General features: G+C 59.3%; 14 protein-coding genes. 9 read left to right on the top strand and 5 right to left on the bottom strand.

The features are described 5' to 3' along the window. Window positions 1-120 precede the first annotated feature (120 nt). A complete protein-coding gene (locus ACU680_RS16500; protein ID WP_448179988.1) occupies window positions 121-654 on the bottom strand; it encodes a DUF5943 domain-containing protein in 534 nt (177 codons plus the stop codon). Between the two features lie 78 nt (window positions 655-732). After that, window positions 733-1,710, bottom strand: coding sequence for a dipeptidase (locus ACU680_RS16495; protein ID WP_007962626.1), 978 nt, complete (start codon window positions 1,708-1,710; stop codon window positions 733-735). Between the two features lie 234 nt (window positions 1,711-1,944). Here ACU680_RS16495 and ACU680_RS16490 point away from each other — a divergent pair, with 234 nt between their 5' ends. The 3 genes from ACU680_RS16490 (at window position 1,945) to ACU680_RS16480 (ending at window position 3,801) form a co-directional block, all read left to right on the top strand. Next, the gene (locus ACU680_RS16490) at window positions 1,945-2,346 is read left to right on the top strand and encodes a lysozyme inhibitor LprI family protein (RefSeq protein WP_367086023.1); all 402 of its coding nucleotides are present in this window, start codon (window positions 1,945-1,947) and stop codon (window positions 2,344-2,346) included. Window positions 2,347-3,014: 668 nt separating this feature from the next. Continuing rightward, entirely contained in the window at window positions 3,015-3,281 is a 267-nt protein-coding gene (locus ACU680_RS16485) for a TIR domain-containing protein (RefSeq protein WP_448179987.1), read from the top strand. Between the two features lie 103 nt (window positions 3,282-3,384). Next, window positions 3,385-3,801, top strand: coding sequence for a DUF3010 family protein (locus ACU680_RS16480; protein WP_448179986.1), 417 nt, complete (start codon window positions 3,385-3,387; stop codon window positions 3,799-3,801). An 84-nt stretch (window positions 3,802-3,885) separates the two neighbouring features. Here ACU680_RS16480 and ACU680_RS16475 read toward each other — a convergent pair whose 3' ends face one another. After that, window positions 3,886-4,830: a GlxA family transcriptional regulator gene (locus ACU680_RS16475; protein ID WP_025108540.1), complete on the bottom strand. Its 945-nt coding sequence runs from the start codon at window positions 4,828-4,830 to the stop codon at window positions 3,886-3,888. 191 nt (window positions 4,831-5,021) lie between these two features. On the opposite strand from ACU680_RS16475, the gene ACU680_RS16470 reads away from it, so the two are divergent. From ACU680_RS16470 to ACU680_RS16445, 6 genes are all read left to right on the top strand, one after another. Beyond that, a complete protein-coding gene (locus tag ACU680_RS16470; RefSeq protein ID WP_338800194.1) occupies window positions 5,022-5,966 on the top strand; it encodes a choline ABC transporter substrate-binding protein in 945 nt (314 codons plus the stop codon). A gap of 75 nt (window positions 5,967-6,041) precedes the next feature. Further along, entirely contained in the window at window positions 6,042-6,929 is an 888-nt protein-coding gene (gene cdhC, locus ACU680_RS16465) for a 3-dehydrocarnitine:acetyl-CoA trimethylamine transferase CdhC (protein WP_007962632.1), read from the top strand. 158 nt (window positions 6,930-7,087) lie between these two features. Continuing rightward, window positions 7,088-8,053: an L-carnitine dehydrogenase gene (locus ACU680_RS16460; protein ID WP_448179985.1), complete on the top strand. Its 966-nt coding sequence runs from the start codon at window positions 7,088-7,090 to the stop codon at window positions 8,051-8,053. Window positions 8,054-8,277: 224 nt separating this feature from the next. After that, complete coding sequence (locus ACU680_RS16455; RefSeq protein ID WP_448179984.1) at window positions 8,278-8,754, top strand: thioesterase family protein; 477 nt, start codon at window positions 8,278-8,280, stop codon at window positions 8,752-8,754. 23 nt (window positions 8,755-8,777) lie between these two features. After that, the gene (locus ACU680_RS16450) at window positions 8,778-9,941 is read left to right on the top strand and encodes a gamma-butyrobetaine dioxygenase (RefSeq protein WP_448179983.1); all 1,164 of its coding nucleotides are present in this window, start codon (window positions 8,778-8,780) and stop codon (window positions 9,939-9,941) included. A gap of 341 nt (window positions 9,942-10,282) precedes the next feature. Further along, window positions 10,283-10,546: a hypothetical protein gene (locus ACU680_RS16445; RefSeq protein WP_007962640.1), complete on the top strand. Its 264-nt coding sequence runs from the start codon at window positions 10,283-10,285 to the stop codon at window positions 10,544-10,546. Between the two features lie 153 nt (window positions 10,547-10,699). Here the strand turns inward: ACU680_RS16445 and gbdR are convergent, their stop codons facing one another. Then, window positions 10,700-11,803 carry a choline metabolism transcriptional regulator GbdR gene (gbdR, locus tag ACU680_RS16440; protein ID WP_007949927.1) on the bottom strand — a complete coding sequence of 368 codons (1,104 nt, stop codon included), beginning with the start codon at window positions 11,801-11,803 and terminating at the stop codon, window positions 10,700-10,702. A 602-nt stretch (window positions 11,804-12,405) separates the two neighbouring features. Further along, on the bottom strand, window positions 12,406-13,782 hold the full coding sequence (locus tag ACU680_RS16435) for an L-serine ammonia-lyase (RefSeq protein ID WP_448179982.1): 1,377 nt from the start codon (window positions 13,780-13,782) through the stop codon (window positions 12,406-12,408). Window positions 13,783-13,802 lie beyond the last annotated feature (20 nt).

Genomic DNA, 13,802 nt, shown 5'->3' with positions numbered 1-13,802 from the left:
CGCTCGACCATGCTGCGTTGAAGTCAGACTCGAAATGCTCATTGACTAAAGTCAACTCCGCTTTCTCGCCTGACTTCGCCTTGCCTGGCCTTCGCTCGCTACGTTTTTTCAACGATTTGCTTATTGTTTAGGTTTGACGGTGAACAGGCCGTCGTCGTGGCCTTCTTCGGAGCCACCGTAGACTTGCTCGGCAACGGTGCGAATCTTGCTGCCGCGCGCCTCAAGAATCTGATCCATAGCCCCGGCAAACCAGCCGGTGAACATGTAATCGACCTTGCGCCCGACCTTGCCGTACACATAGACGAACGCCGAGTGTTCGAGCTTGACGCTGGCGGTGCCTTTGTCGAGGTCGATGTCCTGAATCTTGAACAGGCCCCAGCCGCGTTGCGACAGACGTTTCATGTAGTGCTCGAACACCGCGACGCCTTCCAGGCCGTGGCATTCGGCTTCTTTTTCGCACCAGTGCCAAGCGGACTTGTAGCCGGCCTTGTAGAGAATCTCGGCATAGGCGTCGGCGCCCAGCACTTCCTCGATGCCCATGTGGTTATTGACGAAAAAGTGGCGTGGCACGTAGAGCATCGGCAGGGCGTCGGAGGTCCAGACACCGGTTTCGCTGTCGACTTCGATTGGCAATTGCGGGGCGATCTTGGCCATGGAAACTTAACTCCAAAAAATTCGGTTTGTTGCCCCCGGCACGGACGGCCGGGGGAAAGGATTCAGAAGTGCGGTGGCTTATTCGCCCCAGACGTCCTTGAGGACATTGACCCAGTTTTCGCCCATGATCTTGCGCACAACCCGCTCGGAATGGCCGCGCTTGAGCAGGGTTTCGGTCAGGTTCGGGAACTCGCCGACGGTGCGGATGCCCAGCGGGTTGATGATCTTGCCGAAGCTGGTCAGACGACGGGCGTAGCCCTTGTCGTGGGTCAGGTATTCGAAGAAGTCCTGGCCGTGACCCTGGGTGAAGTCGGTGCCAATGCCGATGGCGTCTTCGCCGACGATGTTCATGGTGTATTCGATGGCTTCGGCGTAATCGTCGATGGTCGAATCGATGCCCTTGGCGAGGAACGGCGCGAACATGGTCACGCCGACAAAACCGCCATGGTCGGCAATGAACTTCAGTTCAGCATCGGACTTGTTGCGCGGGTGCTCTTTCAGACCCGACGGCAGGCAATGGGAATAGCAGACCGGTTTTTTCGATTCGAGGATGACTTCTTCGGACGTCTTGGAACCGACGTGGGACAGGTCGCACATGACGCCGACGCGGTTCATCTCGGCGACGATTTCGCGGCCGAAGCCCGACAGGCCGCCGTCACGTTCGTAGCAACCGGTGCCGACCAGATTCTGGGTGTTGTAGCACATCTGCACGATGCCGACGCCGAGCTGCTTGAACACCTCGACATAGCCGATCTGGTCTTCAAACGCGTGGGCATTCTGGAAGCCAAAGAGGATGCCGGTCTTGCCCTGCTCCTTGGCGCGACGGATGTCGGCGGTGGTGCGCACCGGCATCACCAGGTCGCTGTTTTCGCGGATCAGCTTCTGGCTGGCGGCAATATTGTTCACGGTCGCCTGAAAGCCTTCCCACACCGACACGGTGCAGTTGGCCGCCGTCAGACCGCCCTTGCGCATGTCTTCGAACAGCTCGCGGTTCCATTTGGCAATGATCAGACCGTCGATAACGATGCTGTCGGCGTGTAATTCGGCTGGGCTCATCAGGCGTCCCCTTATTGGCGATTCATGCGCCGAATCGTCTGCCGGCGCTTTGGGGCCAGCATATGCCTCGGTGCCGGGGCGACCGGGTGCAAAAACGACAGGGGAATTGCCGAAAGCGTCAATCCGCGACAAAGGGTCGCCAGGCGCTCCGATCAGCTACCTGTTCAAGCTCGCCAGCTTGAGCCAGAATCTGGCGCATCTTGGATACACCACTGGATTAGAGCGGCGACAACCATGAAATCGATCTTCCTGGCTTTGGCACTGATGGCGACCGGCGTACACGCCGCCGAAGACACCGACAACAACCCGTGCGACGCGGTGGAAAACGACGTCCAGACCCTGGAATGCTCGACCTACAGCCGCACCACCGCCGAAGACCTGCTCAAGGACAACTACGCCAGCCTCAACGAACGCATGCAGGCCACCTACGGCAAAAACGCCGCGCAACTGGCCGACATCACCGCCAAACTCAAAACCGCCCAGCAACAATGGCTGAAAACCCGCGACGCCGATTGCGCGGTAGAAGCGTTCCCGGCCACCGAAGGCAGCAAGGCATTCAAGATTGCGCAGAATGACTGTGTGGCGCGGATGAGTGACGAACGGTCGGAGTTTTTGGAGTCGATTGGACAGGAATAGTTATCTCAATTTATAGATTACGAACAGCAAAAATTAAAAAGCAGGCATATTAGAATGCAAAGTTTGAGATCTATATATCAAAAAATCTTTCGTAAGAAGAGCGTTAATACCGAAATGCAGAATAATGACTACACGCGCTCCTGCGAGGACGAACTCGACTGGGCTACCGTAGAGCAGCTTCACGAGGCAACGCTGCAAATCAGCAAGAGTTGTTTTGAACTAAAAAAACTTTGTATTGGACTTATAGGCATAGCTTTAACCTTACTCACAAAATTAACCCCCGCCACTTCACTTAGCACTTACTTTCTAGTAATAACTGTAATTTGCCTAGGTTTTTGGATTGCAGACTTTACATCATATTACTATCAAAAATCTACTAGAATGGCGATGAGCCTGCGAATCAAAAGAATCGCAAACCGAAATAAGATATTCAACTATCCAAATGGAGAATCAAAACCAATTTGGCTTCAATCTGCATTCAACCCCTCAATGTCTTTATATCTTATTTTCATAGCAATAAGCTTTGGCGGCTGGATTTGTTTAACATTTCAAGACCAGTTACTCAGCCTTCTATCCTACTTCAAATTTCCGACATGAAAATCTTTATTAGTTATACTACTCGTGATCATTTAATCCGACCATCACTACTTAGATGCATCGAAACCATTGTGTCTGAGTTCGGCGAACCTTATATCGATCTCATCCATAACACAGCAGAAAACAAACAAGCCCACGTAGAAAACAACCTACTGAAATCAGACATTCTGATTCTTATATCATCGGAATCCGTATCTAAGTCAAACTGGGTATTATGGGAATTAAAAAAAGCCAAGCTTCTTGGCATTCCCGTTATAAAAATTTCAGCTAACGAAGAAGACGTGCCAAACATACCTACAATGCTGAGGATTGAGCTAAACAAGCTTGCCAGCAATTGAATCCAGCGAAAACTTTACGTCTAATAATGCACGAGCCACCTTGCCAGAAGCGCATTCTTCACATGTAACAAGACAAAACTAATTTACTCCAGCGGGTATATTCATGAACATCTGCGGCATCGAAATCAAAGGCAGCGAAGCGATCTTCGCCGTGGCCTCCCTCGACGGTTCGGCCTTGAGCCACGTTGCACTGAGCACCAAGAAAATCGCCCTCGACGATGATGACGAGGCGGCCAACGTCAAACGCTTCGCGGCGCAGGTCGCTTCGTTTGTGCGCGAGCATTCGATTGACCGGATTGTGATCAAGAAGCGCAGCAAGAAGGGTGAGTTTGCCGGTGGGCCGACCACGTTCAAGATCGAGGGTGTGTTTCAGTTACTGGACGGGTGTGAGGTGACGTTGTTGTCGCCGCAGACCATCAATGCGCAGGCCAAGAAGCACAATTTCGAGCTGCCGGGGACGCTGAACAAGTATCAGCATGAGGCGTATAAAGCGGCGTGTTCGGCGTTGGTGAAGAAGTAAGATCAAAGGATCGCAGCCTTCGGCAGCTCCTACAGGGAAATGCATTCCAATGTAGGAGCTGCCGAAGGCTGCGATCTTTTGATTTCAGGCCTGTGCGGTACGCCGGTCCTCACGGGGACAGCGGGCGAACTTCGCGCGGTAGCTGCGGGTGAAATACGACGGTGATTCAAAGCCGCAGGCGATGCTCACTTCGAGCACGCTCATGTCGGTCTGGCGCAACAGCTGCCGGGCCTTTTCCAGGCGCAGGCGCAGATAGAAATTGCTCGGCGTGTCATTCAGGTGCAGCCGAAACAAGCGCTCCAGTTGCCGCCGCGTCACCTTGATCGATTCCGCCAGTTGCAGCGTGGTCAGCGGTGGTTCGCTGTGTTGTTCCATCTCGCCAATCACCTGCACCAGCTTCTTGTTGCTGATGCCGTAGCGCGTGGCGACTTCCATGCGCTGGTGGTCCTTGCGCGGACGAATCCGCCCCAGCACAAACTGCTCGCTGACCTGAATCGCCAGTTGCGGACCATGGGCCTGGGCGATCAGGTCGAGCATCAAATCGATAGATGCCGTGCCACCCGCCGAGGTGATGCGCCGACGGTCGATCTCGAACAGTTCCTGAGTCACGCTGAGCTGTGGATAAGATTCCTTGAACGCATCGATGGCTTCCCAGTGCAGGGTCAGGCGATGGCCGTCGAGCAGGCCGGCTTCAGCGAGGACGAAACTGCCGGTGTCGATGGCACCGAGGGTCACGCCTTCGTTGTCCAGCCGGCGCAGCCAGTGCTCAAGAGTTGGCGTGGCGAACTTCAGCGGTTCGAACCCGGCCACCACCAACAGCGTCGCGCCTTTCTTCAGCGGCTCCAGCGCCGCGTCGGCGTTGACCGACATGCCATTGCTCGCCAGCACCGCCCCGCCATCGGCGCTGAGCACGTGCCAGCGGTACAGCTCGCCACGAAAGCGGTTGGCCACCCGCAGCGGTTCGATCGCGGAGATAAAGCCGATGGCGGAAAACCCCGGCATCAGCAGAAAGTAGAAATCCTGGGACATGTGCGCACTCGGTTAGCGGGTAGCGTGGAACGTTGATACGCCGATTGTCATCAGCGTTCAAGCGCACAGGTCGCTACAGTGCAAATGCCAGTCGCCGCAGTGCGCTTTCACGGGGCCGTTGCTGCGTAACTTTGCATCACCGGCACGCCAGATGCCGGAACTCACAATAACGACCTGCCGAGGAACCCGACATGAAACGACTGATCAGCAGCTGTGTTCTTGCACTCAGCGGTACCGCTTTCCTGAGCGCCAGCGTCATGGCGGCCGAACCCGCCTCGTGCCAGAACGTGCGCATGGGCGTGGTCAACTGGACCGACGTGATCGCCACCAGTGCCATGACCCAGGTCCTGCTCGACGGCCTCGGCTACAGCACCAAACAAACCAGCGCGTCCCAGCAGATCATCTTCGCCGGGATCCGCGATCAGCGGCTGGATCTGTTCCTCGGTTACTGGAACCCGCTGATGACCCAGACCATCACCCCGTTCGTCGACGCCAATCAGGTCAAGGTCCTGCCGGCGCCGAGCCTGAAGGACGCCCGCGCGACTTTGGCCGTGCCGACCTATCTGGCGGACAAGGGCCTGAAAACCTTCGCCGACATCGCCAAGTTCGAGAAGGAACTGGGCGGCAAGATCTACGGCATCGAACCGGGTTCGGGCGCCAATACACAGATCAAGGCGATGATCGCCAAGAACCAGTTCGGCCTCGGCAAATTCCAGCTGGTCGAGTCCAGCGAAGCCGGAATGCTCGCCGCCGTCGACCGCGCCGTGCGCCGAAAGGAAGCCGTGGTGTTCTTCGGCTGGGCGCCGCACCCGATGAACGTCAATGTCAAGATGACTTACCTCACCGGCAGCGAAGACGCCCTCGGCCCGAACGAAGGCATGGCCACGGTATGGACCGTCACCGCGCCGAAGTACGCCGAACAGTGCCCGAACATCGGCCGCCTGCTGAGCAACCTGACGTTCACCGCCGAAGACGAGAGCCGGATGATGCAACCGCTGCTCGATCACAAGGACGCCTTCGAGTCGGCCAAGCAATGGCTCAAGGATCACCCCGAAGACAAGCAGCGCTGGCTTGACGGTGTGACCACCTTCGACGGCAAACCGGCCGCTGAAAACCTGCAGCTGACCAGCAAATAAATCACCCCGAATCAACGCTTCGCAGCCCCGCAAAGGGCTGCGGACAGACCCATCACGCCTGAAGGAAACCGCACCATGAACCACGACGTCATCATCACCTGCGCACTCACCGGTGCTGGCGACACGACCGCCAAAAGCCCCCACGTGCCGGTCACCCCGAAACAGATTGCAGCGGCTGCGGTGGAAGCGGCCAAGGCCGGCGCCACCGTCGTCCACTGCCACGTGCGCGACCCGCAGACCGGCAAGTTCAGCCGTGACGTGGCGCTGTACCGCGAAGTGATGGAACGCATCCGCGAGGCGGACGTCGACATCATCGTCAACCTCACCGCCGGGATGGGCGGCGACCTGGAAATCGGTGCCGGCGAGCACCCGATGGAGTTCGGCCCGAACACCGACCTGGTCGGCCCGCTGACTCGTCTGGCCCACGTTGAAGAACTGCTGCCGGAAATCTGCACCCTCGATTGCGGCACGCTGAACTTCGGCGACGGCGACACCATTTACGTCTCGACCCCGGCGCAACTGCGCGCCGGCGCCAAGCGCATCACCGAGCTGGGGGTGAAGGCCGAGCTGGAAATTTTCGACACCGGTCACCTGTGGTTCGCCAAGCAGATGATCAAGGAAGGCCTGCTCGACAACCCGCTGTTCCAGCTATGCCTGGGCATCCCGTGGGGCGCCCCCGCCGACACCACCACCATGAAAGCCATGGTCGACAACCTGCCCGCCGATGCGGTGTGGGCCGGGTTCGGCATCGGCCGCATGCAGATGCCGATGGCCGCGCAAGCGGTGCTGCTCGGCGGCAACGTGCGGGTCGGCCTGGAAGACAACCTGTGGCTGGACAAGGGTGTGCTGGCGACCAACGGCCAACTGGTCGAACGCGCCACCGAGATCCTCAGCCGCCTCGGCGCCCGGGTGCTGACCCCGGCTGAAGGCCGCAAGAAGATGGGCCTGACCCAGCGCGGCTGACCCTCAGCAAAAAAAATGGGGCCCTGACTGCCCCCCCAAATTTCACCTGTAGGAGCTGCCGAAGGCTGCGATCTTTTGATCTTGCTTCAAACAATCAGAATCAAAAGATCGCAGCCTGCGGCAGCTCCTACAGGAAACACCTTTTTCAGGGAGTTCCCATGAGCTTTATCACCAACATCAAAACCTTCGCCGCCCTCGGCAGCGGTGTCATCGGCAGCGGCTGGGTCGCGCGTGCCCTCGCCCATGGCCTCGACGTGGTGGCCTGGGACCCGGCGCCCGGCGCTGAAGATGCGCTGCGCAAACGCGTGGCCAATGCCTGGGCTGCGCTGGAGAAAAACGGTCTGGCGCCCGGCGCCTCGCAGGATCGTTTGCGCTTTGTCGCGACCATCGAAGAATGCGTGCGCGATGCCGATTTCATTCAGGAAAGTGCCCCGGAACGCCTCGAGCTGAAACTCGATCTGCACAGCAAAATCAGCGCAGCGGCCAAGCCTGATGCCTTGATCGGATCGAGCACTTCCGGCCTGTTGCCGAGCGAGTTCTACGAGAGCTCGACCCACCCTGAACGCTGCGTGGTCGGTCACCCGTTCAACCCGGTCTACCTGCTGCCGCTGGTGGAAGTGGTCGGCGGCAAGAACACCGCGCCCGAGGCCGTGCAAGCGGCGATGAAAGTCTACGAATCCCTCGGCATGCGCCCGCTGCATGTGCGCAAGGAAGTGCCGGGATTCATCGCTGACCGTCTGCTCGAAGCGCTTTGGCGTGAGGCGTTGCATCTGGTCAACGACGGCGTGGCGACTACTGGCGAGATCGACGACGCGATCCGTTTTGGCGCTGGTTTGCGCTGGTCGTTCATGGGCACCTTCCTGACGTACACCCTCGCCGGTGGCGATGCCGGGATGCGTCATTTCATGTCGCAGTTCGGCCCGGCGTTGCAGTTGCCGTGGACGTATCTGCCGGCACCGGAGCTGACTGACAAGCTGATTGACGATGTGGTCGATGGCACCACCGATCAGCTCGGTCGCCACAGCATTGCGGCGCTGGAGCGCTATCGTGATGACTGCCTGCTGGCGGTGCTGGAGGCGGTGAAGACCACCAAGGAAAAGCACGGGATGAGTTTCAGCGAGTGATGTGTCTGGCTTGAAACTGCTGCCCTCACCCTAACCCTCTCCCGGGGGGAGAGGGGACTGACCGAGGTGAATGGGCGAGTTACACCGACTTGAAATACCGAGCCGAACACAGGCTTTGAAAAGCCCCCGATCTGCTCCCTTTCCCCCTCTCCCCTATGGGGAGAGGGCTGGGGTGAGGGGTGGCTTTTGATCTTGATGACCCTTCAACTGCCGGAACCAACATCATGCCCACCCTCACCACCTACCAAACCACCATCATCCCCGACTGGGTCGACTACAACGGCCACCTGCGCGACGCCTTCTACCTGTTGATCTTCAGCTACGCCACCGACGCCCTGATGGACCGTCTCGGTATGGACAGCAACAACCGCGAAGCCAGCGGCCACTCGCTGTTCACCCTCGAACTGCATCTGAATTATCTGCACGAAGTGAAGCTCGACGCCGAGGTCGAAGTGCGCACGCAGATCATCGGCCATGACAGCAAACGCCTGCACCTCTATCACAGCCTGCACCGGGCCGGCGACGACCAGGAACTGGCCGGCAACGAGCAGATGCTACTGCACGTCGACCTCGCCGGCCCGCGCTCGGCACCGTTCACCGCCGATACCCTGAGCCGTCTGCAAGCCATCGTCGCCGAGCAAGTCGATCTGCCCGCCCCGGCTTACATCGGCCGTGTCATCGCCCTGCCACCCGCCCGTTAATTCCTCCCACGCAAGGAACCGCCATGCACACCGCTGCCGCTGTTGCCGATTTCCGTACTTATCCGTTGATCAGCGCGCTGAGCGGCGTGCAGAACCTGACGGATCGCGTATCGATTTCCTGGGCCGATGGCCGCATCAGCCCGTTTCATCATGTCTGGTTGCGGGACAACTGTCCGTGCCCGCAATGCGTCTACAACGTCACCCGTGAGCAGGTATTCGAGATCGTCGATGCTGCGCCGGATCTGGCCCCCGCCAACGCGCACATCGACAGCGACGGCTGTCTGCAGATCGACTGGCAGGACGGCCATCACAGTCGCTTCGATCCGGGCTGGCTGCGCGCCCACGCCTATGACGACGAATCACGCGCCGAACGTCTGGCCGCCAAACCCCAGCCCTATCTGTGGCGCAGCAATCTGCAGCTACCGGTATTCGAATATTCAGCGCTGATGAACGACAACGGCGCGCTGCTGCAATGGTTGGTCGCGGTGCGCGACATCGGCCTGACTCAGGTGCGCGGCGTCCCCACCGAACCCGGCTCACTGAAGCTGATCGCCCAGCGCATTTCGTTCATCCGCGAGAGCAACTTCGGCGTGCTGTTCAACGTGCAGTCCAAGGCCGATGCCGACAGCAACGCCTACACCGCTTTCAACCTGCCGCTGCACACGGACTTGCCGACTCGCGAGCTGCAACCGGGGCTGCAGTTTCTACATTGCCTGGTGAATGATGCCGAGGGTGGCGAGAGTATTTTTGTCGACGGTTTTGCGATTGCCGACGCGTTGCGTCAGGAAGCACCGGAGCTGTTTCAGGCGCTGTGCGAGATCCCCGTAGAGTTTCGCAACAAGGATCGCCACAGCGACTATCGCTACCTGGCGCCGATCATTGCGCTGGACGCGTTGGGCCGGGTTGCGGAGATGCGCATGGCGAATTTTCTGCGCGGCGCATTCGATACGTCGGTGGAGCAGATGCCGCTGCTGTATCGCGCCTATCGACGCTTGATTGCGATGACCCGCGAGCCACGGTTTCGGCTGATGCAGCGACTCAATCCGGGCGAGCTGTGGTGCTTCGATAATCGCCGCACGCTACATGCGCGCAACGCATTTGATCCTGCCAGCGGGGCGCGGCATTTTCAGGGCTGCTACATCGACCGGGATGAGTTGTTGTCGCGGATTCTGGTGTTGCAACGCTAGAAAAGATCGCAGCCTTCGGCAGCTCCTACAGGGGATCGCATTTCAACTGTAGGAGCTGCCGCAGGCTGCGATCTTTTGACTTTCATGAAACCAAAAAAAGCCCCGATACAAGCCGTGACAGGATCGGGGCAGAGGGTACTGTTGAGGAGCTGCCAGTCGAGGGTGACCAAACCGTCGTGTAGCGAGCTGAGTCCAGTGTGCCCACTCCCCAGGGCGGTCAGTTAGCCGAAAACGACCTGTTCATAGCCGTCGCAGCCACTGCGACAAATCGCCCTTGCCGTCCCTCCGCATGCCTACCAGAATCGAGCCACGACCTCCGTTACCGAAGAAGGATGCGCGCCATGATGTACGCCGATTTGATCGATCAGGAAGACCTGTTGGGCCAGCTCAAGGCATTGGGGTTTCAGGTGCCGAGCGGCTCCACAGCGGAGCAGGCCTGCGAGTGTGCGGTACGTGGTCTGGACAATGTTCGCGCGTTTGAACTGCGCAAGATGGTCAAGGACATGTACACCAGCGGCGCCAGTATCCAGCCTGCGGTGCGCCAGGCGATCGACAAGCAGTTGTTGCCGGCGTTGGCGGATTACCAGCAAAGCCACAGCGCCTGACAAGTAACTGTGGCGAGGGAGCTTGCTCCCGCTGGGCCGCGAAGCGGCCCCAAACCGGCAGATGCACTGTTCCAGATAAATCGCATTCGCAGGTTTAACGAGCGCTTCGCGCCCGAGCGGGAGCAAGCTCCCTCGCCACAAAAACTGTCCGGTCTACAGCCTTACGCTGGCAAACGTCGACTCATTACGCGCCTGACTCAACGCCGACATCGGCCCAGACAGCGGCGACATCACGATCGCCTGCGGCAGCGGCAGCATCGCCACTTGCTGGGTGGTGTTGGAGCCTACGCGTTCGTCACGCGGCGGAATGCCGAAGTATTCGCGGTAGCACTTGGAGAAGTGCGGCGTCGAGACGAAACCACACACCGACGCGACTTCGATGATCGACATCGGCGTCTGCTTGAGCAGCTGCCGCGCGCGGATCAGGCGCAGCTTGAGGTAGTAGCGCGACGGCGAGCAGTGCAGGTATTTCTGGAACAGCCGCTCCAGCTGTCGACGCGACACGGCGACGTACACCGCCAGTTCATCGAGGTCGATCGGCTCTTCGAGGTTGGCCTCCATCAGCGCAACGATTTCCTGCAGCTTCGGCTGGTTGGTGCCGAGCATGTGCTTGAGCGGCACACGCTGATGATCCTGCTCGTTGCGGATGCGTTCGTAGACGAACATTTCCGAGATCGCGGCGGACAGTTCACGGCCGTGATCGCGGCTGATCAGGTGCAGCATCATGTCCAATGGCGCGGTGCCGCCGGAGCTAGTGAAACGGTTACGGTCGAGGGTAAACAGGCGCGTGCTCATGGCCACGCGCGGAAACGCTTCCTGCATCGCCGCCAGACATTCCCAGTGCACGCTGCAATCGAAACCGTCGAGCAGCCCGGCGCAGGCCAAAGCCCAACTGCCGGTGCACACCGCACCGAGACGCTTGGACTGACGCGCCTGGCTCTGCAGCCATGACACGTGTTCACGGGTCACGGTGCGTTGAATACCAATGCCGCCGCAGACGATCACGGTGTCCAGGGGCGGGGCTTTGTGCATGGAGGCGTCGGGGGTGATTTGCAGACCGTCACTGGCCCACACCTGGCCGCCATCGACGGTCAGGGTGCTCCAGCGATACAGCTCACGACCGGACAATTGGTTGGCCATGCGCAGGGGTTCTACTGCGGAGGCCAGGGAAATCAGCGTGAAATTGTCCAGCAGCAGAAAGCCGATGGATTGAGGCGCACGGTTCTGGGGTTGGGCCCCGGAGTTGAACGACGTCATCGCGGTATCTCCTCACACAAAGCGGGTGATGGCCTCAGGCGGAGGCTCTTGTTATTGCCGGCGTTCTCGCGTGGGAGACGGGCTTTGTTATGACAGAGCAATTGCCATGCCTAAAATTGAATGGCTGTTCAATAACTCCTGAAAACGACGTCGCGACGTGTCTATTCAAGACGTCGGACACAGGGTGTTTCGAAGTGCCATCAGCGGCGTTGAGAGCCCTGCCCCGCTGCCTGTGAGCAGATCGGTAGCACTTGTGGGAACAGGCTTGCGCGGGGTTGTTTCAGAGTGTCACCGCAAGCACGGGTGACGGACGGTAGCGGGTGCGAATGGCGCACTGCGAGTGGGAAAAGCTCTTGTCTGATTGCGACGCGCTAAAAGGTGGCGTGATTTGATTAGCGTGTGCACTTGGTGAGCAGTTTTGACTGGTCTGCTCATATTCCCAGGGAGGGTTACAGGTTCTTGTGGCGAGGGAGCTTGCTCCCGCTGGACTGCGAAGCAGGCCCAAAACCAGACTTCGCGGTCCCTCAGTTGAAACGCACCAAGCTGATTGCGACTGCTGCGCAGCCGAGCGGGAGCAAGCTCCCTCGCCACAGAAAAATGTGTCAGCACTCAACGGCGCTGACCGCCAGACCACCCCGTGAGGTCTCTTTATATTTGTCATGCATGTCCGCGCCGGTATCACGCATGGTGCGGATCACCCGGTCCAGCGAGATGAAGTGCTGACCATCCCCGCGCAAAGCCATCTGCGCCGCGTTGATCGCCTTCACCGCAGCAATCGCATTGCGCTCGATGCACGGCACCTGCACCAGGCCGCCGACCGGGTCGCAGGTCAGACCAAGGTTATGTTCCAGGCCGATTTCCGCCGCGTTGCACAATTGCTCAGGCGTCGCGCCGAGGATCTCCGCCAGCCCCGCCGCCGCCATCGCGCAGGCCGAACCGACCTCGCCCTGGCAGCCAACTTCGGCACCGGAGATCGAGGCGTTCTTCTTGCACAGAATCCCCACCGCTGCCGCGCCCAAAAAGTAGTCGACCACGTTGGCGTCGGTGACCGCTTCGCTGAACTTCATGAAGTAGTGCAACACCGCCGGAATGATCCCTGCCGCGCCATTGGTCGGTGCGGTGACCATGCGCCCACCCGCCGCGTTTTCTTCGTTGACCGCGAGGGCAAACAGATTGACCCACTCCATGGCACTGAGGGTCGAGCCGATCACGTTGGGCTTGTTCAACTCCTGCAGGCTGCGATGCAACTTGGCCGCGCGCCGGCGCACATTGAGACCGCCGGGAAGGATGCCTTCGTGCTTGAGGCCCTGCTCGACGCAATCCTGCATCGCCCGCCACAGCTTCATCAGTCCGGCGCGGATTTCCTCTTCGCTGCGCCAGACCTTTTCGTTGGCCATCATCAGTTCGGCGACGCGCAGGTTGTTCTTTTGGCACAGCTGCAGCAGTTCCACCGCGCTGGAAAAGTCATAAGGCAATTCGGTGCGATCCAGATCGACCACGCCGCTGGATGCCTGCGCCTGATCCACGACAAAACCGCCACCGACCGAATAGTAGGTGTCGCGATGAATCTCGCCGTGATCGCCTTCGGCAACCAGGGTCATGGCGTTGGGATGGAACGGCAGGTTCTCGTCGATCAGGCGCATGTCGCGAGCCCAGACAAACGGCACCGACAGACGACCATCCAATAACAGCGTATGAGTTTCGCGCAGCGCCTGAATGCGAGGGCCAATCTGCGACGGGTCGATTGCGTCCGGCCATTCGCCCATCAGGCCCATGATCACCGCGTTGTCGCTGCCGTGTCCGATGCCGGTGGCCGACAGTGAGCCGAACAGTTGCACTTCCATACGCCGCACCTGTTCGAGCAGGTGCCGGTCGCGCAGCGATTGCACAAACAGGGCGGCGGCGCGCATCGGCCCGACGGTGTGAGAACTGGACGGGCCAATGCCGATCTTGAACAGGTCGAAAACGCTGATAGCCATTGCTGCAGAGCTCCTGAGGA

It is taken from the genome of Pseudomonas sp. LF020 (assembly GCF_053456425.1).
Note: the sequence above shows the minus strand (reverse complement) of the source record. Positions and strands in the feature narration are given on the sequence as shown.

What these genes read in the sequence shown, in the direction of transcription:
- ACU680_RS16445 (WP_007962640.1), top strand. Translation starts at nt 10,283, where the DNA reads ATGATGTACGCCGATTTGATCGATCAGGAAGACCTGTTGGGCCAGCTC.
- ACU680_RS16490 (WP_367086023.1), top strand. Translation starts at nt 1,945, where the DNA reads ATGAAATCGATCTTCCTGGCTTTGGCACTGATGGCGACCGGCGTACAC.
- ACU680_RS16455 (WP_448179984.1), top strand. Translation starts at nt 8,278, where the DNA reads ATGCCCACCCTCACCACCTACCAAACCACCATCATCCCCGACTGGGTC.
- ACU680_RS16450 (WP_448179983.1), top strand. Translation starts at nt 8,778, where the DNA reads ATGCACACCGCTGCCGCTGTTGCCGATTTCCGTACTTATCCGTTGATC.
- ACU680_RS16500 (WP_448179988.1), bottom strand. Translation starts at nt 654, where the DNA reads ATGGCCAAGATCGCCCCGCAATTGCCAATCGAAGTCGACAGCGAAACC.
- ACU680_RS16435 (WP_448179982.1), bottom strand. Translation starts at nt 13,782, where the DNA reads ATGGCTATCAGCGTTTTCGACCTGTTCAAGATCGGCATTGGCCCGTCC.
- cdhC (WP_007962632.1), top strand. Translation starts at nt 6,042, where the DNA reads ATGAACCACGACGTCATCATCACCTGCGCACTCACCGGTGCTGGCGAC.
- ACU680_RS16495 (WP_007962626.1), bottom strand. Translation starts at nt 1,710, where the DNA reads ATGAGCCCAGCCGAATTACACGCCGACAGCATCGTTATCGACGGTCTG.
- ACU680_RS16460 (WP_448179985.1), top strand. Translation starts at nt 7,088, where the DNA reads ATGAGCTTTATCACCAACATCAAAACCTTCGCCGCCCTCGGCAGCGGT.
- ACU680_RS16475 (WP_025108540.1), bottom strand. Translation starts at nt 4,830, where the DNA reads ATGTCCCAGGATTTCTACTTTCTGCTGATGCCGGGGTTTTCCGCCATC.
- gbdR (WP_007949927.1), bottom strand. Translation starts at nt 11,803, where the DNA reads ATGACGTCGTTCAACTCCGGGGCCCAACCCCAGAACCGTGCGCCTCAA.
- ACU680_RS16480 (WP_448179986.1), top strand. Translation starts at nt 3,385, where the DNA reads ATGAACATCTGCGGCATCGAAATCAAAGGCAGCGAAGCGATCTTCGCC.
- ACU680_RS16470 (WP_338800194.1), top strand. Translation starts at nt 5,022, where the DNA reads ATGAAACGACTGATCAGCAGCTGTGTTCTTGCACTCAGCGGTACCGCT.